At 60.0% G+C, this 19,544-nt stretch carries 16 protein-coding genes; 10 read left to right on the top strand and 6 right to left on the bottom strand.

All coding sequences use genetic code 11. From position 1 onward, the window contains the following. Nucleotide 1 precedes the first annotated feature (1 nt). On the top strand, nt 2-1,522 hold the full coding sequence (gene ilvA / locus I6L44_RS15660) for a threonine ammonia-lyase, biosynthetic (protein ID WP_216952327.1): 1,521 nt from the start codon (nt 2-4) through the stop codon (nt 1,520-1,522). Between the two features lie 43 nt (nt 1,523-1,565). Here ilvA and I6L44_RS15655 read toward each other — a convergent pair whose 3' ends face one another. Then, on the bottom strand, nt 1,566-2,018 hold the full coding sequence (locus tag I6L44_RS15655; protein WP_254204298.1) for an HPP family protein: 453 nt from the start codon (nt 2,016-2,018) through the stop codon (nt 1,566-1,568). A gap of 76 nt (nt 2,019-2,094) precedes the next feature. Here I6L44_RS15655 and I6L44_RS15650 point away from each other — a divergent pair, with 76 nt between their 5' ends. The 3 genes from I6L44_RS15650 (at nt 2,095) to mgtA (ending at nt 7,865) form a co-directional block, all read left to right on the top strand. Continuing rightward, nucleotides 2,095-2,661, top strand: a complete 567-nt coding sequence (locus I6L44_RS15650) for a TetR/AcrR family transcriptional regulator (RefSeq protein WP_182963048.1) — start codon at nt 2,095-2,097, stop codon at nt 2,659-2,661. A 126-nt stretch (nt 2,662-2,787) separates the two neighbouring features. Next, nucleotides 2,788-3,882: a porin OmpA gene (gene ompA / locus I6L44_RS15645; RefSeq protein WP_216952325.1), complete on the top strand. Its 1,095-nt coding sequence runs from the start codon at nt 2,788-2,790 to the stop codon at nt 3,880-3,882. Between the two features lie 1,220 nt (nt 3,883-5,102). After that, entirely contained in the window at nt 5,103-7,865 is a 2,763-nt protein-coding gene (gene mgtA / locus I6L44_RS15640) for a magnesium-translocating P-type ATPase (protein WP_216952323.1), read from the top strand. A gap of 128 nt (nt 7,866-7,993) precedes the next feature. Here the strand turns inward: mgtA and I6L44_RS15635 are convergent, their stop codons facing one another. From I6L44_RS15635 to I6L44_RS15615, 5 genes are all read right to left on the bottom strand, one after another. Beyond that, nucleotides 7,994-9,103, bottom strand: coding sequence for a YeeE/YedE thiosulfate transporter family protein (locus I6L44_RS15635; protein ID WP_216952316.1), 1,110 nt, complete (start codon nt 9,101-9,103; stop codon nt 7,994-7,996). 129 nt (nt 9,104-9,232) lie between these two features. After that, on the bottom strand, nt 9,233-10,156 hold the full coding sequence (rarD, locus tag I6L44_RS15630) for an EamA family transporter RarD (RefSeq protein WP_216952315.1): 924 nt from the start codon (nt 10,154-10,156) through the stop codon (nt 9,233-9,235). Between the two features lie 118 nt (nt 10,157-10,274). Then, a complete protein-coding gene (locus I6L44_RS15625; RefSeq protein ID WP_005341999.1) occupies nt 10,275-10,445 on the bottom strand; it encodes a hypothetical protein in 171 nt (56 codons plus the stop codon). Between the two features lie 125 nt (nt 10,446-10,570). Beyond that, nucleotides 10,571-12,067 (bottom strand): aldehyde dehydrogenase, encoded by a 1,497-nt coding sequence (locus I6L44_RS15620; protein WP_216952314.1) that lies wholly within the window; start codon nt 12,065-12,067, stop codon nt 10,571-10,573. Nucleotides 12,068-12,192: 125 nt separating this feature from the next. Further along, nucleotides 12,193-12,735 (bottom strand): cupin domain-containing protein, encoded by a 543-nt coding sequence (locus I6L44_RS15615; protein ID WP_042012327.1) that lies wholly within the window; start codon nt 12,733-12,735, stop codon nt 12,193-12,195. 186 nt (nt 12,736-12,921) lie between these two features. Between I6L44_RS15615 and I6L44_RS15610 the strand changes: the two genes are divergently transcribed. The 6 genes from I6L44_RS15610 (at nt 12,922) to I6L44_RS15585 (ending at nt 19,518) form a co-directional block, all read left to right on the top strand. Next, nucleotides 12,922-14,253 (top strand): aspartate aminotransferase family protein, encoded by a 1,332-nt coding sequence (locus tag I6L44_RS15610; RefSeq protein ID WP_216952313.1) that lies wholly within the window; start codon nt 12,922-12,924, stop codon nt 14,251-14,253. Between the two features lie 81 nt (nt 14,254-14,334). Next, complete coding sequence (locus I6L44_RS15605) at nt 14,335-15,831, top strand: CoA-acylating methylmalonate-semialdehyde dehydrogenase (RefSeq protein ID WP_216952311.1); 1,497 nt, start codon at nt 14,335-14,337, stop codon at nt 15,829-15,831. Between the two features lie 86 nt (nt 15,832-15,917). Beyond that, on the top strand, nt 15,918-16,646 hold the full coding sequence (locus I6L44_RS15600; protein ID WP_216952309.1) for a glutamine amidotransferase: 729 nt from the start codon (nt 15,918-15,920) through the stop codon (nt 16,644-16,646). A gap of 155 nt (nt 16,647-16,801) precedes the next feature. Further along, nucleotides 16,802-17,773: a LysR substrate-binding domain-containing protein gene (locus tag I6L44_RS15595; protein ID WP_033114758.1), complete on the top strand. Its 972-nt coding sequence runs from the start codon at nt 16,802-16,804 to the stop codon at nt 17,771-17,773. A gap of 106 nt (nt 17,774-17,879) precedes the next feature. After that, nucleotides 17,880-18,719, top strand: coding sequence for a PfkB family carbohydrate kinase (locus I6L44_RS15590; protein ID WP_216952307.1), 840 nt, complete (start codon nt 17,880-17,882; stop codon nt 18,717-18,719). 346 nt (nt 18,720-19,065) lie between these two features. Next, nucleotides 19,066-19,518, top strand: a complete 453-nt coding sequence (locus tag I6L44_RS15585; protein WP_033114760.1) for an Rrf2 family transcriptional regulator — start codon at nt 19,066-19,068, stop codon at nt 19,516-19,518. The last annotated feature ends 26 nt before the right edge of the window (nt 19,519-19,544 follow it).

Here is a 19,544-nt window from a genome sequence, read left to right as displayed (position 1 = left end):
CATGGTCTCTGCGGCGGATTATCTACGCAAGGTGTTGCTCTCCCCTGTCTACGAGGCGGCGCGGGTGACCCCCTTGCAAACCCTGAAGAAACTTTCCGAGCGGCTCGGCAACCATGTCAGCCTGAAGCGGGAGGATCTGCAACCGGTCCACTCCTTCAAGCTGCGCGGCGCCTATCACAAGATCGCCACCCTGACCCAGGAGCAGAAGGAGCGCGGCGTCATCGCCGCCTCCGCCGGCAACCACGCGCAAGGGGTCGCCCTGTCTGCGGCCAAGCTCGGCATCAAGGCGATCATCGTGATGCCCAAGACCACGCCGGATATCAAGATCGACGCAGTGCGCCGGCAGGGCGGCAACGTCATGCTGTTTGGCAACAGCTTCGACGAGGCTTACGGCGAGAGCCGCCGCCTCGCCGAGCTGGAGGGCTACACCCTGATCCCGCCGTTTGACGACGTCGAGGTGATCGCCGGACAGGGCACCATCGGCAAGGAGCTGCTGGAGCAGGATACCCATCTCACCCACGTCTTCGTGCCGGTGGGTGGCGGCGGGCTGGCCGCCGGGGTGGCGGTCTACATCAAACAGCTGCTGCCGGATGTGAAGGTGATCGGGGTGGAGGCGGAGGGCTCCGCCTGCCTCAAGGCCGCGCTGGCGGCCGGCGAGCCGGTCAATCTGGAGCGGGTCTCGCTGTTTGCGGACGGGGTGGCGGTCAAGCGCATCGGTGAGGAGACCTTTCGCCTCTGCAACCAGTATCTGGACGAAGTGGTGACCGTCTCCAACGACCAGATCTGCGCCGCGCTCAAAGACATCTTCGACGACTGCCGCGCCATCGCCGAGCCGTCGGGGGCCCTCTCGCTGGCCGGTCTCAAGGCCTACAGCGAGCGGGAGCAGGTGAAGGGCGGGCGGATGGCGGCCATTTTGTCCGGCGCCAACGTCAACTTCCACAGCCTGCGCTACGTGTCCGAGCGTTGCGAGATCGGCGAGAAGCGCGAGGGCATGCTGGCGGTGACCATTCCCGAGCGCAAAGGGGCCTTCCTCGACTTCTGCCGTCAGCTCGGGCCGCGCATGGTGACCGAGTTCAACTACCGCTACGCCGATGCCGAGCAGGCGTCGCTGTTCGTCTCGGTGCGCCTCAGCGGCGGTGACGAGGAGCTGGGCCAGATCATCGATCAGCTCGGCGGCAACGGCTATCCGGTGGTCAACATGACCGAGAGCGAGCTGGCCAAGAACCACGTGCGCTATATGATTGGCGGCCGCCCGGCCCGGCCCCTCGGTGAACGGCTCTACAGCTTCAAGTTTCCGGAGCAGCCGGGCGCCCTGATGCGCTTTCTGGAGACCCTCGGCTGTCGCTGGAACATCAGCCTGTTCCACTACCGCAACCACGGCGCCGACTACGGCCGGGTGCTCTGTGCGTTCGAGCTGCCGGACGAGGACGTGGCCGCCTTCCACGACTACCTGCGCGAGATTGGCTACGGCTGGAAAGAGGTGAGCGACGACCCCGCCTACCGGTTGTTCCTGGCCAGTTGATGCTGCGATGAGGAGAGAGGGAGGCGTTGGCCTCCCTCTGTTTTTAGGCTGTAATTGGCCACTTCTGTCTGAGCCATTGAAATCCGTAGGCCAGCGCCATCAACAGCAGAGTGCCGGGTAGCACCGTTTGCCACAGGAAGGCTGGCTCTTGTCCTGTCATCAGGATCAGCAAGGGATTGGCGCCCGCTGGAGGGTGGAGGATATTTAGTCCCTGCATCAGGGTGATGGCCAGCCCGGTTGCCAGCGCCATCTGCACTTCTGCGGGGAGGGGAAGCAGGCCGATCACCAGTCCGACGCAGGCCGTCAGCAGGTGTCCACCCAGCACGTTTTTGGGGTGCGCCAGCGGACTATCTGGCAGGGAAAACAACAACACACAGCTGGCCCCGAAAGGTGCCATGACTAGCGCGACATGCCAGCTCAGATTGAGCCATCCCAATATGCCGATGGTGAGTGCGGCGCCCACACCTGCCCATAACGGGCCATACCATTTTGTCATCATGCTTTCCTCTTGGTTTGCCAGAACTGATTAGGCACATTAGGTAGACAGATCGGTGTACTTCAAGAGGCAAATCATGAGTGAGAAGCGTCAACAACTGGTGGCGACGGCCTACCGTCTGTTCAACCGTCATGGCTTTCATGCCACCGGCATAGATCGCATCTGGGCCGAGGCGGGGAGTACCAAGCGCACCCTCTATCGCCACTTCCCGACCAAGGATGCCTTGATTGAGGAGGTGCTGCTCGCTCGTGACCGGGAGTTCTTCGCCTTGCTTGACCAGCGGCTGGCCGGTGTGAGCGGACGTGAAGCTCGCCTCCAGGCGCTGTTCGATGGTTTCGCGGCGTGGTTTGGCCGCTCTGATTTCTATGGCTGCAACTTTATCAACGCCAGCGCCGAGTTTGCCGACCCACGCCATCCGGTGCGCAAGCTGGTGATGGCCCACAAGCAGGCGTTATTGGGCTGGGTGATAAACCAGCTCAACTGTTCTCTGGCACAGGCCACCGAGCTTTGCCTGTTGCTGGAGGGGGCGATCGTGATGGCTCACAGCTATCAGCAGCCACTGGCGTTGGAGCAGGCCAGAATGCTGGCAAAGACCATTTTGGCCGACGATGGCGCGATAATGCAGGCCGCTTCACACTCCTGAGATGCTGGTCATTTGAGGCTGCGTTCGGATGGGATACCCTGAATAGCGGAGAGGCCGCCTGACGGCTTCACACAGGGAAGAGTGCGCACTCAGGCGCCCATAACGACTTATTGCAGAGGCGAAAATATGAATAAATCCATGCTTGCCGTATTGGTCAGTGGTTTGCTGGCGGCCGGAGCCGTGCAGGCCGCTGCTCAGGACAATACCTGGTATGTCGGTGGCAAGGCCGGTTGGTCCAATTACTATGGCGTTGACCACAACCAGTATGCCGAGTCGATTGCCCAGACGTTGGGTAATACCAGCGAGAACACGGATGATCTGGGTCTGGGTCTGTTCGCCGGTTACCAGCTCAACCCCAACCTGGGGTTCGAGCTGGGTTATGACTGGCTTGGCAAATACGACACCACCTCGGGCACCGGCGCCAATACCCTCAATACCGAAGCCAAGAGCCAGATGATTCAGGCCACCATGAAGATCAGCTTCCCGGCAACGAATGTGCTCGATCTTTATGGCCGGCTCGGCGGTGCCTATGCCTGGACGGATAGCGAGATCAGCTTCGCCAATAGCAGCGAGACCGGTAAAAAGCATGGCGCCGCATTTGTCGGGGCGCTGGGTGCCGAGTACGCCATCGATCGTGACTGGGCCGCCCGTCTGGAGTACCAGTACACTACGCCGCTGGGAGATGCCTCTCTCGATCGCTCAGGCATCGAGCTGGATAACGGCCTGATCTCGTTCGGCATGCTCTATCGTTTCGGTCAGCAAGGTGGTGAGGTTGCTGTGCCGGCGCCAGCTCCGGCAGCCGAGCCTGCCCCGGCTGTGGTGGTGGAGCCCAAGACCTTCAGCCTTAGTTCCGATGTGCTGTTCGAGTTCAACAAGGCGACCCTGAAACCTGCCGCCAGCCAGGCGCTCGATGCCCTGTTCAGCCAGATTGTGGCGGCCAATCCGAAGGATGGCGTCGCGACCGTGGTCGGTTATACCGACCGCATCGGCTCCGACAACTACAACCTGGCCCTCTCCGAGAAGCGGGCCCAGAGCGTGGCCAGCTATCTGGTAGCCAAAGGCTTGTATGCTGACAAGGTGCGGGTCGAAGGGCGTGGCAAGGCCAATCCGGTTACTGGCAACAACTGCGCCAGCCGTTCCAAACAGGAGCTGATTGCCTGTCTGGCACCGGATCGTCGGGTTGAAATCCATCTGGAAGGGGTTTCCCAGCCGGCGCAGTGATGCTGCGGCTAGAGATGGGATTCGAGAAGAACGGGAGGCCAGGCCTCCCGTTTTCTATGGTCAGCGTGATCGGATGGTGGTGCAGACCTGATTTGCCAACATCATGAGTTATCGAATCTTTTCCTAATAGGAATAGTTATTATATTTCCAGGAAATTACAGGATAAAAAATAGAATTAAACTTTGCGCCTGAAGATTCTTTTGGTTAGAATCTCTGCGTGTTATCAATAGACAGGTAAATATTATGGACTGCGACAGTTGTAGCCGATTGCAAATCGCGATGCGGGTTTACCAGAGCTGAGGCCGAATATTTTATCTTCTCTCTCACTCTGATTGCTCGAATCACAAGCATAGAGTGCAGCATCTATATGAGTCAGCATCGACTCTCACAACCTCTTTATCCCGCCTTCATCAGGGATTACGGTTGTAAATCTGGATCGTTCCGCTCATCTGCGAGCCATGCGCGCCTCGCGACCCCTGCAATTGAACGCTTCATCATGCATCCCGGTACTGCCCGTCAGGGCCGTCACAGCGTCGGAACCATGCATCCGTGCCGTGGTCGGGAAGGGATCAAGCGTAAAATAACAAGATGGATAATCTCATATTGAAAACTATTTGGTTTTCGATATGGCAGGTTGCACATTAAAATAAATGATGTGATTGATTAATATATTTCGGCGGTGGCAAGGGTCGCGCTGTAATATTTCTATAGGCGTGGTTTTCTCCGATGTTCTTACCCGCCAGATATCACTGATACTATTTCCTGCCCGCATCCAGTTATTTCAAACTGTCGTAATCCTGATTTTCTTTATGGGTGATGCCGCTCTAGTTGCGGGATCACCGGATTGGTCCGCTGATAATGCAGACTCGCGGCCATGCTTGCCAACGACAGTGTGTATCGCTGTCCATGGTTCGTCCGGCCCTCTCTCCACCCCACTCGGAGGATATCGTATGACCGAAGAGCCCAAACCTCGACCCTCGGGGTTCACGTCTCCCCACTCCTGATCCCCCCTGCGGGGACGGGATGCGGTGTTCTGACCCCTGATCTGACCCAACCATGCAGGTTAGCTCGACGGCAGACATTTGTCTGACGAGCCGCCCCGTGCGCGCCAGTTGAGCGTGCCGGCAACGAGTCGGGTTCACAGCTTTCGATATCAGTACTGACGCCTGGCCTGGCCCGCGACAGGGCCCTTCTGCAAGCGAAAATCAGGATTTAAAGTTATGAAGCAACAACATACTGCCAGCCGGCACAAGCAACAGGGGTTCGTCGCCCCGGGCCGTGCCAATGAGAAGCTCTCCTCCCGGGTGCTCGACGAGGCCGACAAGTCCCTCGAATACACCCTCACTGCCGTGCGCGGCAATATCGACGGCCTGACCGCGACCGAGGCGGCCAATCGTCTGGTCCAGTTTGGCCCCAACGAGGTGACCCACGACAAACCGCCTCATCCATTGATCCAGCTGCTGCACGCGTTCAAGAACCCCTTCGTGATGGTGCTGATCGTGCTCGGGCTGGTCAGTTACGTGATGGACGTACTGATGGCTGAGCCCGGCGACGAGGACTGGGTCAAGGTGATCATCCTCGGTGTCATGGTGGGCTTGAGCGGTCTGCTGCGCTTCTGGCAGGAGTACCGTTCCGCCAAGGCGGCCGAGGCGCTCAAGTCGCTGGTGCGCAATACCGCCACCGTACAGCGTCGTCCCTCGCCGGGCGCCACCCCCCAGCGCAAGGAGGTGGCAATGACCGAGCTGGTGGCCGGAGACATAGTGCACTTGCAGGCGGGGGACATGATCCCCGCTGACATCAAGCTGATCGAATCCCGCGATCTCTTTATCAGCCAGGCGGTGCTGACCGGTGAAGCGTTGCCGGTGGAGAAGTACGACACCCTGGGCGCAGTGGCCGAGAAGTCGGCAGACGGCAACAGCACAGGGGACGTGGGGTTGCTCGACCAGCCCAACATCTGCTTCATGGGCACCAATGTGGTGAGCGGTACAGCCAAGGCTGTGGTGGTGGCCACCGGCAGCGACACCTACTTCGGTTCGCTGGCCCGCAACGTGGTGAGCCACAAGCGCATCGAGACCAGTTTCGATCGCGGCGTCAATAGCGTTACCAGGCTGCTGATCCGCTTCATGCTGGTGATGGTGCCCATCGTCTTTATGCTGAGTGGCATCAGCAGTGGTGACTGGATGTCGGCGCTCACCTTCGCGCTGGCGGTGGCGGTAGGGCTCACCCCCGAGATGCTGCCGATGATCGTCTCCGCCAACCTGGCGCGAGGGGCGGTGGCCATGGCCAAGCGCAAGGTGGTGGTCAAACGGCTCAACTCGGTGCAGAACTTCGGTGCCATGGACGTGCTCTGCACCGACAAGACAGGTACCCTGACCCAGGACAAGATCATCCTCGAGCACCACTACGACGTGCGTGGCAACCGGGACGACCGGATCCTGCAGCTGGCCTGGCTCAACAGTTATCATCAGAGCGGCATGAAGAACCTGATGGACATCGCGGTGATCGAGCATGCCGATGTGCTGGGAGCTGGCTGCAAGCCGGCTGGTTACAGCAAGGTGGATGAGTTGCCATTCGACTTCGTGCGCCGCCGGCTATCGGTGATCGTACAGGATGAGCGTGGCCAGCAGCTGATGGTCTCCAAGGGGGCGGTGGAAGAGATGCTGGCCGTCTCCAGCCAGATCGCCGATGGCCAGGAGGTGCGGGATCTGACCGACGCCGATCGCCTTGCCCTGCTGCGCCAGAGCGAGGAGTTCAATGCCGAGGGCTATCGGGTATTGATCGTGGCGACCCGCGAGATCTCGGCAGGCGAGTGCAAGCAGAGCTATCGTACCAGTGATGAGGTCAATCTGGTGGTGCGCGGCTTCCTCACCTTCTTCGATCCGCCCAAGGATTCGGCCGCACCGGCCATCCGTGCGCTGAACGACTATGGTGTGGCGGTCAAGGTGCTGACCGGTGACAATCCCATCATCACCAGCAAGGTGTGTCGTGACGTAGGGCTGGAGCCCGGCTTACCGCTGCTCGGCAAGGATATCGAAGGAATGGATGACGTGGCGTTGTGCGAGGTGGTCAAGCAGACCACCATCTTCGCCAAGCTCACCCCGCTGCAGAAGTCGCGGGTGGTGAAGGCGCTGCAGGCCAACGGCAACACCGTCGGTTTCCTCGGTGACGGCATCAACGATGCGCCGGCGCTGCGGGATGCGGACGTAGGGATCTCGGTGGACAGCGGTGCCGACATCGCCAAGGAGACCGCCGACATCATCCTGCTGGAGAAGAGTCTGATGGTGCTGGAGGAGGGGGTGATCAAGGGGCGCGAGACCTTTGGCAACATCCTCAAGTACCTCAACATGACCGCCAGTTCCAACTTCGGCAACGTCTTCTCGGTGCTGGTGGCTTCCGCCTGGCTGCCATGGGCACCCATGCTGGCGATGCAGATGCTGATCCAGAATCTGGTGTATGACGTCTCCCAGATGCTGCTGCCGTGGGACAAGATGGATCCCGAGTTCCTCAAGCGACCGCGCAAGTGGGAGGCGAGCAACATCAAGCGCTTCATGCTCTGGCTTGGCCCGACCTCGTCGGTGTTCGATATCAGTACCTATTGCCTGATGTGGTTCGTGTTCGGTGCTGGCGCCCTCTATGCCACCGCCAACGGCAGTATGGATCCGCTGGTCAACGGTCAGGCCATCATGAACTCCGGCTGGTTCATCGAGGGGTTGGTGTCGCAAACGCTGGTGGTACATATGCTGCGTACCCGCAAGATCCCGTTCCTGCAGAGTACCGCTACCCTGCCGGTGCTGCTCTCCACCTCGATCGCCATTGCCATCGGTTGCTACCTGCCCTTCTCGCCTGTGGCTGAGCACTTCGGTTTCATCACTCTGGATGGGCCCAAGTACTTCATGTGGTTGGTGATTACCATGCTGGCCTACATGGGGCTGACCCAGACCGTCAAGACCATCTACATCAAGCGCCACGGCCAGTGGTTCTGATGAAGAGTTAGCAAAAAGGCCGGGGTGATCCCGGCGCGACGGAAAAAGAGAGCCAGTCCGCGCAAGCGGACTGGCTCTCTTTATTTGGTGTGACCCGACTCCCTTGTTGGCGAGTACCGGTCTGTGGCTTAGAGCTTGAACAGCGGGCGCAGGCGAATACCGATCAGGCTGCCGGCGAGGGCCATCAGCATCCAGACCCAGCCGTGCAGGCTGCCGGAGGCGGTGCCGTCGAAGAAGCCGCCGAGGTTGCAGGCGCTGTACATGGCGCCCATCCCCATCAGCAGGCCGCCGAGGATGGATGCCAGACTGTTGCCGATCCGCATCGGGGCGAAGTTTCCGCCACCGCTGATGCAGCGCGCCAGCATGGCCCCCAGAATGCCGAGCCAGAACATGCCGACCATGGGATTGATGAAGAGTGGCTGGGCCAGCTTGGGGTTGCCCTCGAACAGGCCGAACAGAGAGGCGCCGCGCAGCGCCATGTCATAGACGGCGCCTGTGATGGTCCAGGCCGAGCCGTGCAGGGCGACGACAGTGGAGTTGAGTATGGCGATGATGATGCCGCCGGTCAGCACGGTGAAGCGGCCATCGCGCCAGAACAGGTTGCCGCCGCTGAAGAGGGGCTTGAGTTCGCCGGTACGCTTGAGTTCGCTGTTGCGAAACAGCAGGAACAGCGCGGCGACCAGCGCCAGGTTGAGCAGCATGCCGCTCCAGATATTGCCGGTCAAATCCTTGGCCAGCACCACATGGCTGGAGAAGGTGGCCTCCAGTTCGGGGCGGAACTGGTTGCTGATGAGGGTGCCGATTCCGTAGCAGATCAGCACCAGCCAGAAGCGGGGTTGTCCCTCGCCGCAGCAATAAAGAGTGCCGGTGGCACAGACGCCTGCCAGCTGCATGCCGATGCCGAACAGGAAGGCACCGACGATGAAGGGAATGCCGATAGCCATCACGTTGCCCACCATGGCATCGCCAAACAGGGCGTGACTAAAGGAGAGGAAGGTGGTGAACAGCAGAATTTCGATGGCGATGGTGAGCAGGTGAACCCGCACATAGTAACTGTTGCGCTTGGTCAGCATTTCGCGCCAACCGAACACGATGCCGAAGCGGCTGAAGGAGAGGGTGAAGCCAAAGCCGAATCCGATCAGGGCCATCAGGGCCCATTTCATACCAAAGGTGTTGCCAAGCCAGAGTAACGCTCCCCCCGCGATTGCCACGATGGGGAGCGACCATTTTCGAGTCATAGCTGTAATTCCTTATAGCTGGATGGAGAATAGGGAGTGCGGATCCTATTCCCACATTGAGTCCAAGGCTACCGGTTTAACAGGTCAGGGGGCGAGAAAATGGCATATCGCTTCTGATGACTTTGTTAGCTACTGATTTGATTTTGAAGGCTTTATATTGCTCGTTGCAGCAGGACGCTTGCCGTTGCGCAGCCCATCCAGCGTGAAGATCAGCAGCGCGCTCCAGATACAGGCGAAAGTAAGAGCCTTGTCCATTGCCAGCTCCTCGCCGTAGAGAGTGACAGCGAGGATGAACATCAGGCTGGGGCCTATGTACTGGAAGAAGCCCAGTGTGGAGAGCTTGAGCCGTGTCGCGGCGGCGGTGAAGCAGAGCAGAGGGGCTGTGGTGACGGCGCCAGCAGCGATCAGCAGCAGGTTGAGGTGCCAGTCGTTCTGGGTGAGATGGCTGGTGGGGCTGTCGGCAATGCCCCACAGATAGATTGCTGCCGGTGGCAGCATGATCATGGTTTCGATCAGCAGACCGGTAAGTGCATCGAGGGCCAGTTTTTTGCGCACCAGGCCATAGATGGCGAAGCTCGATGCCAACACCAGTGCAATCCAGGGCAGGGAGCCAAAGGCGATAAGCTGGATCGTCACCCCGGCAAAGGCCAGCGCCACCGCCCACCACTGCAGGCGGCGCAGTTTCTCGCTCAGAAACACCATCCCCAGCAGCACGTTGAACAGCGGGTTGATGTAGTAGCCGAGGCTGGCATCCAGCATGTGGCCGTTGTTGATGGCCCAGATAAACAGCAGCCAGTTGCCGCCAACGGTGACCGAGGTAAAAGCTAGGGTGAGCAGCACTTTTGGCTGACGCAGCACTGCCTGCACCTTGTGCCACTGGCGGCCAGCCAGGGTGAGCACCATCAGCAGCACGCAGGACCAGATCATCCTGTGGGTCAGAATTTCAGCGGCCGGGACGGCAGAGATGGTCTTGAAATAGATGGGGGCTATGCCCCAAAGGGTATAGGCGCACAGGGCGTAGATGACGCCCTGGCGCTGGATCTGTTGCGGCATGCGGATGACCTTTACTGATGCGTTGGATGCGGGAAAACATCGCAAAAAATCAGTGTAGCGATCCTTTATCGAGGAAAGAAGCGAATAAACGAAGTTTGAGAATACGGTTGGAAGCTGGTCAGCCTTTGCCGCGACGGATCTTGTCGACGTCCATCAACAGCCACAACATCAGGGCGATGGCGGAGATCCAGGGGCCCCAGGTCACGTAGGCCTCGCCGTGCCCCAGCACGAAAAACAGCAGGGGCAACCCGATCACCAGAAAAAGTACGCTTCCCAGAAAAAATAGCATTTTTGTCTTTATATTTAATGGTTTGCTTATTTGATGATTATATCGATTGTGCCGCCTGATGGAAGACCAAAATGCAAAAGGGGGGATTTCTCCCCCATTGCTGATGATGATGGCTATTTATACCTTTATTCGAGCTGGATCCAGGTACTTTTCAGCTCGGTGTACTTCTCCAGCGCGTGCAGCGACTTGTCACGACCGTTACCAGACTGCTTGAAGCCACCAAACGGCATGGTCATGTCGCCGCCATCCCAGTTGTTGACGAATACGGTGCCAGCACGCAGGGCGCGGGAACCCTTCACCGCCTTGTTGAGATCCGCGGTCCAGATCGCTGCTGCCAGCCCGTAGTCGGTGTCGTTGCCCAGTGCAATGGCCTCTTCGAGCGTGTCGAAACCGGTCACTGCCAGCACAGGGCCGAAAATCTCCTCGCGGAAGATCCGCATCTCGGGTGTCACCTCGTCGAAGATGGTGGGCTCGATATAGAAGCCGCCGCTCTCAAGATTGGTGCGTTTGCCTCCCAGCAGTAGCTTGGCTCCCTCCTGCTTGCCAATCTCGACATAGCGCAGCACCTGCTCCATCTGGATGTGATCCACCATGGCGCCGATGCGGGTCGCAGGGTCGAGCGGGTTGGCTGAGATCCACTCGCGGGCATGGGCCAGCAGTCGCTCCATAAATTGCGGCTTGATGCTGTTTTGCACCAGCAGGCGAGAGGCGGCGGTACACACCTCGCCCTGGTTGTAGAAGATGGCGCCAGCGGCGCTCTTGGCCGCGGTATCCAGGTCCAGCGCATCCGCCAGTATGATGTTGGGGCTCTTGCCGCCGCACTCCATAAAGGCGCGCTTGAGGTTGGACTTGCCGGAACACTCCACCAGGTGCTTGCCGATTTTGGTGGATCCGGTGAAGGTGATGCAATCCACATCCATGTGCATGGCCAGCGCCTCGCCCACGGTATGGCCAAAGCCCGGCAGCACGTTGAACACGCCGTCAGGAATGCCTGCCTCCTTGGCCAGACCTGCGATACGCAAGGCGGTCAGGGGGGACTTTTCGGAAGGTTTGAGAATGACCGAGTTGCCGGTAGCGAGCGCCGGCCCCAGCTTCCAGCAGGCCATCACCAGCGGGAAGTTCCACGGCACGATGGCGGCAACGACCCCGAGCGGTTCCCGGGTCACCAGCGCCAGGGCGGATTCCTCGACCGGCGCGACCTGATCGTAGATCTTGTCGATCGCTTCGGCGTTCCAGGCGATGCAGTTGGCGGCGGCAGGGGCATCGTAGCCCATGGCATCGCCGATGGGTTTGCCCATGTCCAGCGACTCCAGCAGTGCCAGCTCCACCTTGTTGAGACGCATCAGTTCGGCGAAGCGCTGCATGATCAGCTTGCGCTGTTTCGGCGGCAGGCCGCTCCAGCGCTTGTCGTTGAAGGCATCACGCGCGGCCTGTACCGCCAGCTCGGCATCGGCGGCATTGCAGGCTGCTACCTTGGTCAGCAGCTTGCCGTTGGCCGGGTTGATACAGTCGAAGGTGGCACCATTGACGGCATCCCGATAGCTACCGTTGATAAAGGCTTGTGAGGGCAGGGTCAGATGGGCGGCCTTGTGTTGCCACTGGGCCAGGGTCAGGTCACTCATGTTCACTCCTTGAACCGGCAAAAGTCATTGTCCGCGTATCAATATGCTAAACATCCTGCCACTTGTAAATCCATTTTGTAACAATTCATTAAACATTGGCGGCTGGCTGACCCCTTATCACCCTGTTAGAAACTGGCGGGGGTATTGGCCGAAATCAATACGCACTCCTGCTCGCCCACATTGCGAAAACGGTGAGGAGTGCGGCTGTCGAAGTAGTAGCCGTCCCCCGGTGTCAGCAGGTAGATCTGCTCACCCACGGTCACTTCAACCTCGCCCTTGATAACGATGCCGCACTCTTCACCCTCGTGGCTCAGCATGTCGTCGCCAGTGTCGGCGCCCGGTGGCAGCACCTCCTGCAACATGCCGATGGCACGGTTGGCACGGCTGTGGCCCACCAGCCGGTAGCTGATGGGGTGAGTGCCGAGATCCGGCATATCGGCGGCGCGAAAGATCACTTCGGAGTCCATTTCGGTCTCGTCAGTAAAGAAGCTGGCCAGTGACATGGGGATCCCTTCCAGCACCTTGCGCAGGGAGGCAACTGACGGGCTCACCTGATTCTTTTCGATCTGGGAGATGAATCCGTTGGTCACGCCCGAGCGTTTGGCCAGCTCGCGCTGGGAGAGGGCCGCCTTGGTGCGAACCGCCTTGAGACGGTGACCGATATCCATCGATAGACACTCCTTGACTGTTTACTATTATTAAATTTGTGTTAAATATCTTATACCACCCTGTAGAGTCATCTAGCTAGGGGTGGCATCAGACAGGGCGATAATGAGCCCTTTTTTATGGATTCAGGTGTTTAATTTAATAGGCAATGGCCAATAGTTGCTAAACACCTTAAGGATGAGGTGACCATGAAACCGATCAGCGACATCAATACTCCCTCCGACATGTCCGCCTTCTGGATGCCGTTCACCGCCAACCAGCAGTTCAAGGCGGCGCCGCGCATCCTGAAGTCGGCGGAAGGGATGTATTATCACTCAGAGGATGGCCGCAAGATACTGGATGGCACTGCCGGACTCTGGTGTTGCAACGCGGGCCATGGTCGGCGCGAGATTGCCGAGGCGGTCTCCCAGCAGATTTCCCACCTCGATTTCGCCCCCACTTTCCAGATGGGCCACCCGTTGCCGTTCGAGCTGGCCAACCGGCTGGTGGAGATCGCTCCCCAGGGCTTTGGCCATGTCTTCTATACCAACTCCGGCTCAGAGTCGGTTGATACCGCGCTCAAAATCGCACTGGCCTGGCAGCGGGCTCGCGGTCAGGGCACCCGCACCCGGCTGATTGGTCGCGAGCGGGGTTATCACGGGGTTGGCTTTGGCGGCATCTCGGTGGGGGGCATTCCTGGCAATCGCAAGTGGTTTGGCTCCCTGCTGACCGGGGTGGATCATTTGCCCCATACCCTCAACATCGCCAAAAATGCCTTCACCAAAGGGTTGCCTGAGGAGGATGTGGCGCTGGCCGACGAGCTGGAGAAGATCGTTTTTCTGCACGATGCCAGCAACATAGCGGCGGTGATCGTCGAACCCATCGCCGGCAGTACCGGCGTGCTGATGCCGCCCAAAGGCTACCTCAAGCGGCTGCGGGAGATCTGCACCAAACACGGCATCCTGCTGATTTTTGACGAGGTGATCACTGGTTTCGGTCGCCTTGGCTCTCCCTTCGCCGCGCAGGAGTTCGATGTCATCCCCGACATGATCACCTGCGCCAAGGGGCTCACCAACGGCGCTATCCCCATGGGAGCTGTGCTGGTGCAAAAGCATATTTATGACGACATGATGGCGGCAGGTAAGGGGGCTATCGAGCTGTTCCACGGCTACACCTATTCCGGTCATCCGGTGGCTGCTGCTGCGGGTCTGGCGACCCTCGAGATCTATCGCAACGAGAACCTGCTTAGCCGCGCCGCGGATCTGGCGGGCTACTGGGAGGAGGCGGCCCATTCGCTGAAGGGCTGCAAGCATGTGAAGGATGTGCGCAACTACGGGCTGGTGGCCGGTATCGAACTTGAATCCATGCCGGATGCGCCGGGCAAGCGCGCCTATGAGGTGTTTGTCCGCTGCTTCGAGAAGGGGGCGCTGATCAGGGTGACCGGCGACATCATCGCCCTGTCGCCACCCCTCATCATCGAGCGCAGCCAGATCGATGATCTCTTCACCCTGCTGCAGGATGCCCTGCAGGCACAACCCTAACCCATTTGATGGCCCCGCGCTGGCGGGGCCTTGCGTTGTCTTGTTCAGCGCAATCACCACAACAATTATCACGGAGGATACATGACATACAGGGTCAGCAACTTCATCAACGGCCAGCCGCAGGAGAGTCGTAGCGAGCGCCAGGGCGCCATCTTCAACCCAGCCTGCGGCAAGCAGCAGGGGAGCGTTGGGCTTTCCAGCGCCGCCGAGTGTCAGGAGGCGATCGCCATCGCCGAGCGCGCCTTTGCCGACTGGTCGCAAACCCCGCCGCTGGTGCGGGCTCGGGTCTTTTTCCGCTTCAAAGAGTTGATGGAGCAGCACAGGGACGAGCTGGCCGAGCTCATCAGCCGCGAGCACGGCAAAGTCTTCTCCGATGCGCAGGGTGAGCTGACCCGCGGGCTGGAGGTAGTGGAGTTTGCCTGCGGCATTCCCCATCTGCTCAAGGGGGAGCACTCCCTCAACGTCGGTCGCGGGGTAGACAGCTACTCCATGATGCAGCCGGTCGGGGTTTGCGCCGGCATCACCCCGTTCAACTTCCCGGCCATGGTGCCGCTCTGGATGTTCCCGGTCGCGATTGCCTGCGGCAACACCTTCATTCTCAAACCTTCCGAGAAGGATCCCTCTCTCTCGCTGCGGATGGCCGAGCTGCTCAAGGAGGCCGGTCTGCCGGACGGCGTGCTCAACGTGGTGAACGGTGACAAGGAGGTGGTGGACGTGCTGCTGACCGACCCGCGGGTCGGCGCCGTGTCGTTTGTCGGCTCCACCCCCATCGCCCAGTACATCTATGCCACCGCCTCGGCCCACGGCAAGCGAGTGCAGGCGCTGGGCGGCGCCAAGAACCATATGGTGGTGATGCCGGATGCTGATCTCGATCAGGCGGTCTCAGCTCTGATGGGGGCTGCTTATGGGGCGGCGGGCGAGCGCTGCATGGCCATTTCGGTAGCCGTGGTAGTGGGTGACGAGACCGCCGATACCTTGGTAGCCAAACTGAAACCGCTCGTTGAGAAGCTGCGGGTGGGCCCGGGGCTGGGCCAGAGCCCGGAAAACGAGATGGGGCCGCTCATCAGCAAGGAGCATCTGGCCAAGGTGCGCGGTTATGTGGATCAGGGGGTGGCCGAAGGGGCCGCGCTGCGAGTCGATGGTCGCACGCTGAGCCACGACGAGGGTTACTTTATCGGTGGCTGCCTGTTTGACGAGGTGACCCCCGAGATGCGCATCTATCGCGAGGAGATCTTCGGCCCCGTGCTCTCCATTGTGCGGGTGCCGGACTACGAGACGGCGCTGCGACTCATCAATGAACATGAGTACGGCAATGGCACCGCCATCTTTACCTGCGACGGCGACACCGCGCGGGACTTCACGGCGCGGGTACAGGTCGGTATGGTAGGGGTGAACGTTCCCATTCCGGTGCCGATGGCGTTTCACAGCTTTGGCGGCTGGAAGCGCTCCATCTTCGGGCCGCTCAACATGCACGGGCCGGATGGGGTTCGCTTTTATACCCGGATGAAGACGGTGACGGCGCGCTGGCCCCAGAGCCTGCGCAGTGGTGCCGAATTCTCCATGCCAACCATGAAGTGATGAGCCCAGGGCTCACCACCATGATTTAATTCTCTTGCCCCCGCAGATCGCTGGTCTGCGGGGGCACTTCTGTAAAGGAGCAACAGATGCGATTGGGAATTCTCGATTGTGACCGGCTGGATCCCGATCTGGCGGATCGTTTTGGCCCCGTCTACTCCGAGATGTTTATCAGGGGGTTTCAGCCGCTGGCACCCGAGCTGGAGTTTCGGGTCTGGTCAGCCATCGATGGGGAGCTGCCGGAGGATCTGCACGAGTGCGATGCCTGGCTCATCACCGGCTCGCGCCACGATGCCTATAGCGATATTCCCTGGATCAAGGCGTTGCGTGGCTGGATCCGTCGGGCCCATGATGCCGACGTCAAGCTGGCCGGGATTTGTTTTGGTCATCAGGTGATCGCCCAGGCGCTGGGGGGCGAGGTGGTGAAGTCTACCAAGGGGTGGGGGCTGGGAGTGTCGGTGCACCCCATGTTGGCTGATGAGCCCTGGATGGCGCCGTCTCGTGATCAGATCCGTATTCTGGCCAGTCATCAGGATCAGGTGGCCCTGCTGCCCCCCGGAGCGACCCGGCTGGCGGGCAACGATTTTTGCCCCAACTTCATGTTCCTGCAGGGGAACAACATAGTTGCCATTCAGGGACATCCGGAATTTTCGGTGGAGTACAACCGGGCGCTGATCGAGCGGCGCCGAGGCCTGTTACCCGACGAGCGTTACCAGAGCAGCCTCTCCTCGCTGGAGGGAGAGGTGGATTCGACCACCATGATGCAGTGGTTGCTGCAGTTTTTGGGGATCCTGCCGCTGCGGGCCGGCGCAGCCTGAGCCCGGTTTGTCAGCGACCCCCTTCGGGTGCTAGATTTTGTAGCAAAATGAAGGATCAAGCGCTGCGATGTCGGGATCGGATGATACACTGGCCGCCCTTTGTGGCGGCCTGTTTGTCTGGCGTGATCGCCGCACCAGCTTGAGAGGGTGAAGCCTTGAAACTACAGCAATTGAAGTACTTGATCGCGATCCGGGACCACAACCTCAACGTCTCGGTGGCGTCCGATGCGCTCTATACCAGCCAGCCCGGGGTCAGCAAGCAGATCGGCCTGCTGGAGAGCGAGCTGGGAGTGCGGATCTTCGAGCGCCGTGGCAAGCATCTGCACCGCATTACCCCGGTAGGCGAGGAGATCATCAAGTGTGCCGAGGCGATGCTCAACATCGAGAGCAAGATCAAGGCGATCTCCCGCGAGTATCTGGATCCGACCGTTGGCACCCTCAACATCCACACTACCCACACCATCGCCCGCTATCTGCTGCCCAAATCGGTTACCTACTTCACCAAGAAGTACCCCAAGATCTCGTTCCACCTCCATCCGGTGATGTCGGCGAGCAAGGAGCAGATCAGCAAGGGTTACTCCGATTTCTCCATCGTTGCCCACGAAATTGGCTTCGACAAGGAGCTGATCGCGTTGCCCGCCTACCTTTGGACCCTCTCGCTGGTGGTGCCGCAGGATCACCCGCTGGCCAAGGTGAAGAAGCCGACGCTGGAGCAGCTCTGCCACTACCCCATCCTCAGTTACGAGAGCGGTGCCACCGGTCGGCAGGTGCAGGACGAGGTGTTTCAGGCGGCGGGGCTGACCCCGAGCTACTACATGACGGTAATGGATGCCGGAGTGATCAAGCGCTATGTGGAGCTGGGCTTTGGCATCGGCATCATCTCCTCGCTGGTGGCCAACGACACCGACAGCCCCGGGCTGGTCTCAATCAATCTGGAGCACCTGTTCAAGCCCTGCCCGGCCCAGATCTGCTTCAGCAAGAGCATCCTGCTGCAGAACTACATGTATGACTTCATCAGCTCCTTCTCGCCCCACCTCACCAAGGAGGTGATCCAGAGCGTGATGCAGCAGCCGACCCAGGCGCGCATCGACGAGCTGCTGGCCGGGGTGGAGCTGCCCATCTATTGATCCTGATCGGATTCCCGATCGCTGCCGGTTGTCTCTTCTGTCAGGCTGGGCTCTACTCGGGGTTCAGCCTGTCTCTTTTGGGCTATATCCATCGTCCGAGGTCTCTATGTCCCGTATTCTGCTGCTTGCCAATCTCAACTGTGATCATGTGCTCTCCCTCTCCGAGCCGCTGGTGGCGGGGGCCCGGCTGCAATACGTGGATCAGGGACGCAGGCTGGGAGGTGGTGCCGCCAATACCGGCATCGGGCTGGTGTGGGCGGGTCACGAGGTGACCATTGCCTCACGCATCGGGCTGGACGAGACCGGCGACTGGCTGCTGGAGCAGGCGGCCGGTTACGGGCTGGATTGCAGCCATGTGGAGCGCTTTGGCGGCGAGACCGGCGAGTTGCTGATCCTGGTTGACTCCACCGGCGAGCGCACCATACTTCGCCGTCCCCGTCGTCCCGATCTGCCCGGTGATCTGCCACAGGAGGGGATCGACTGCCTCTACGTGAACTATCCCGGCACCGCCATCATCAGCTACATGCGCCAGATGCTCGGCAAGAGCTTCGTGGTGGCCCAGTATCCCAAGGGCGGCCAAGCGCGCCGTCCCTGCCATGTGCTGGTGGCCTCCCGCTCCGATCTCGGCGAGGTGAGCGACCCCTGGCAACATGCCCGCCAGTTGGCGGGGGATCAGCTCGAATGGTTGGTGTTGACCGAAGGCAAGGCGGGCGCAGTGGCCATCCATGGCGAGGAGCAGATCAGGGTCGCCGCCCGGCCGGTTTCAGTGGTTGATACCACGGGGGCAGGGGATGCTTTCGCTGGCGGCTTGATCCATGGTCTGGCACGAGGCATGGCGATCAAGGATGCGTTGCAGTGTGCGGTGGACTGGGGCGCGTTTGCCGTCGCCTCCGAGAGTTCCATCCCCTCGGTCGCGCTGAAAAACTGGCTGAAACAGCCCCACTGAACCACCTCTCTACTGGTCGATTGAGGGGCGGTTCGCAGGCCATATGACTGCTGGTCGAAGGGGCTTGACGAGGGGGACTATTCGGGAGATTTACCCGCCATAAAGCGGGCAAACGCCCGGCTAACCCGGCAAGTTTGCGATCAATCAAAGAAAGTGTCGATTTATGTGCATCTTCATCGACACCCGGTTGTGCTGCTCTTAACCTTGTCACTCCGCAACTCAGATTAAGAGACAGGCCCCTCCTCTGGCGAACCAATGGCGAACAGAGGCAAACCGGTTGTCTCCTGCCTCTTAGCTCAATGTTGTCGTCCTGATTCCTGGCTTGTAGTAAGAGGCAAGTGCGACCATGCAACTGACACGATTTACCGACTACGCCCTGCGTACCCTGACCTTCCTGGCGGTGCAGCCGGGCGATCGCCTGTCGACCATTACCGAAGTGGCCGATACCTTCGGCATCTCTCGCAACCACGTGGTCAAGATAGTGCACCAGCTCGGCATCAAGGGGTACATCGAGACGGTACGTGGCAAGCATGGCGGTATCCGCCTCGGTCGCTCCGCGGTCTCCATCAACCTGCGCGATGTGGTGATGGATATGGAGCACGTGCTCTGTCCGGTCGACTGCAAGCGCGAGAACTGCCGTCTCTCCGGTGGCTGCCGCATTCAGGGCATTTTGCGCCGCGCCATGAACGCCTTCCTCGAAGTGCTGGGTGAGTACACCCTGGCCGATGCGGTGCGCGATCCGAACCGTCTCTGCCATCTGCTGGGCATCGAGCAGGAGTCAATTCTGGCGATGGCCTGATGGGCAGGAAGCAAGAACAGATATAG

Origin of the sequence: Aeromonas sp. FDAARGOS 1414 (assembly GCF_019047065.1) — a bacterium.
GTDB classification, from domain to species: Bacteria; Pseudomonadota; Gammaproteobacteria; order Enterobacterales; family Aeromonadaceae; genus Aeromonas; species Aeromonas veronii_A.
The sequence above is the reverse complement of the archived record's forward strand: the minus strand, read 5'-3'. Positions and strand labels throughout refer to the sequence as shown.

Bases quoted from the DNA above. Each gene is read 5' to 3' on its own strand.
- ilvA (WP_216952327.1), top strand. From the start codon at position 2: ATGGTCTCTGCGGCGGATTATCTACGCAAGGTGTTGCTCTCCCCTGTC.
- I6L44_RS15620 (WP_216952314.1), bottom strand. From the start codon at position 12,067: ATGAGTGACCTGACCCTGGCCCAGTGGCAACACAAGGCCGCCCATCTG.
- I6L44_RS15625 (WP_005341999.1), bottom strand. From the start codon at position 10,445: ATGCTATTTTTTCTGGGAAGCGTACTTTTTCTGGTGATCGGGTTGCCC.
- I6L44_RS15605 (WP_216952311.1), top strand. From the start codon at position 14,335: ATGACATACAGGGTCAGCAACTTCATCAACGGCCAGCCGCAGGAGAGT.
- rarD (WP_216952315.1), bottom strand. From the start codon at position 10,156: ATGCCGCAACAGATCCAGCGCCAGGGCGTCATCTACGCCCTGTGCGCC.
- I6L44_RS15635 (WP_216952316.1), bottom strand. From the start codon at position 9,103: ATGACTCGAAAATGGTCGCTCCCCATCGTGGCAATCGCGGGGGGAGCG.
- mgtA (WP_216952323.1), top strand. From the start codon at position 5,103: ATGAAGCAACAACATACTGCCAGCCGGCACAAGCAACAGGGGTTCGTC.
- I6L44_RS15655 (WP_254204298.1), bottom strand. From the start codon at position 2,018: ATGACAAAATGGTATGGCCCGTTATGGGCAGGTGTGGGCGCCGCACTC.
- I6L44_RS15600 (WP_216952309.1), top strand. From the start codon at position 15,918: ATGCGATTGGGAATTCTCGATTGTGACCGGCTGGATCCCGATCTGGCG.
- ompA (WP_216952325.1), top strand. From the start codon at position 2,788: ATGAATAAATCCATGCTTGCCGTATTGGTCAGTGGTTTGCTGGCGGCC.
- I6L44_RS15590 (WP_216952307.1), top strand. From the start codon at position 17,880: ATGTCCCGTATTCTGCTGCTTGCCAATCTCAACTGTGATCATGTGCTC.
- I6L44_RS15610 (WP_216952313.1), top strand. From the start codon at position 12,922: ATGAAACCGATCAGCGACATCAATACTCCCTCCGACATGTCCGCCTTC.
- I6L44_RS15650 (WP_182963048.1), top strand. From the start codon at position 2,095: ATGAGTGAGAAGCGTCAACAACTGGTGGCGACGGCCTACCGTCTGTTC.
- I6L44_RS15615 (WP_042012327.1), bottom strand. From the start codon at position 12,735: ATGGATATCGGTCACCGTCTCAAGGCGGTTCGCACCAAGGCGGCCCTC.
- I6L44_RS15585 (WP_033114760.1), top strand. From the start codon at position 19,066: ATGCAACTGACACGATTTACCGACTACGCCCTGCGTACCCTGACCTTC.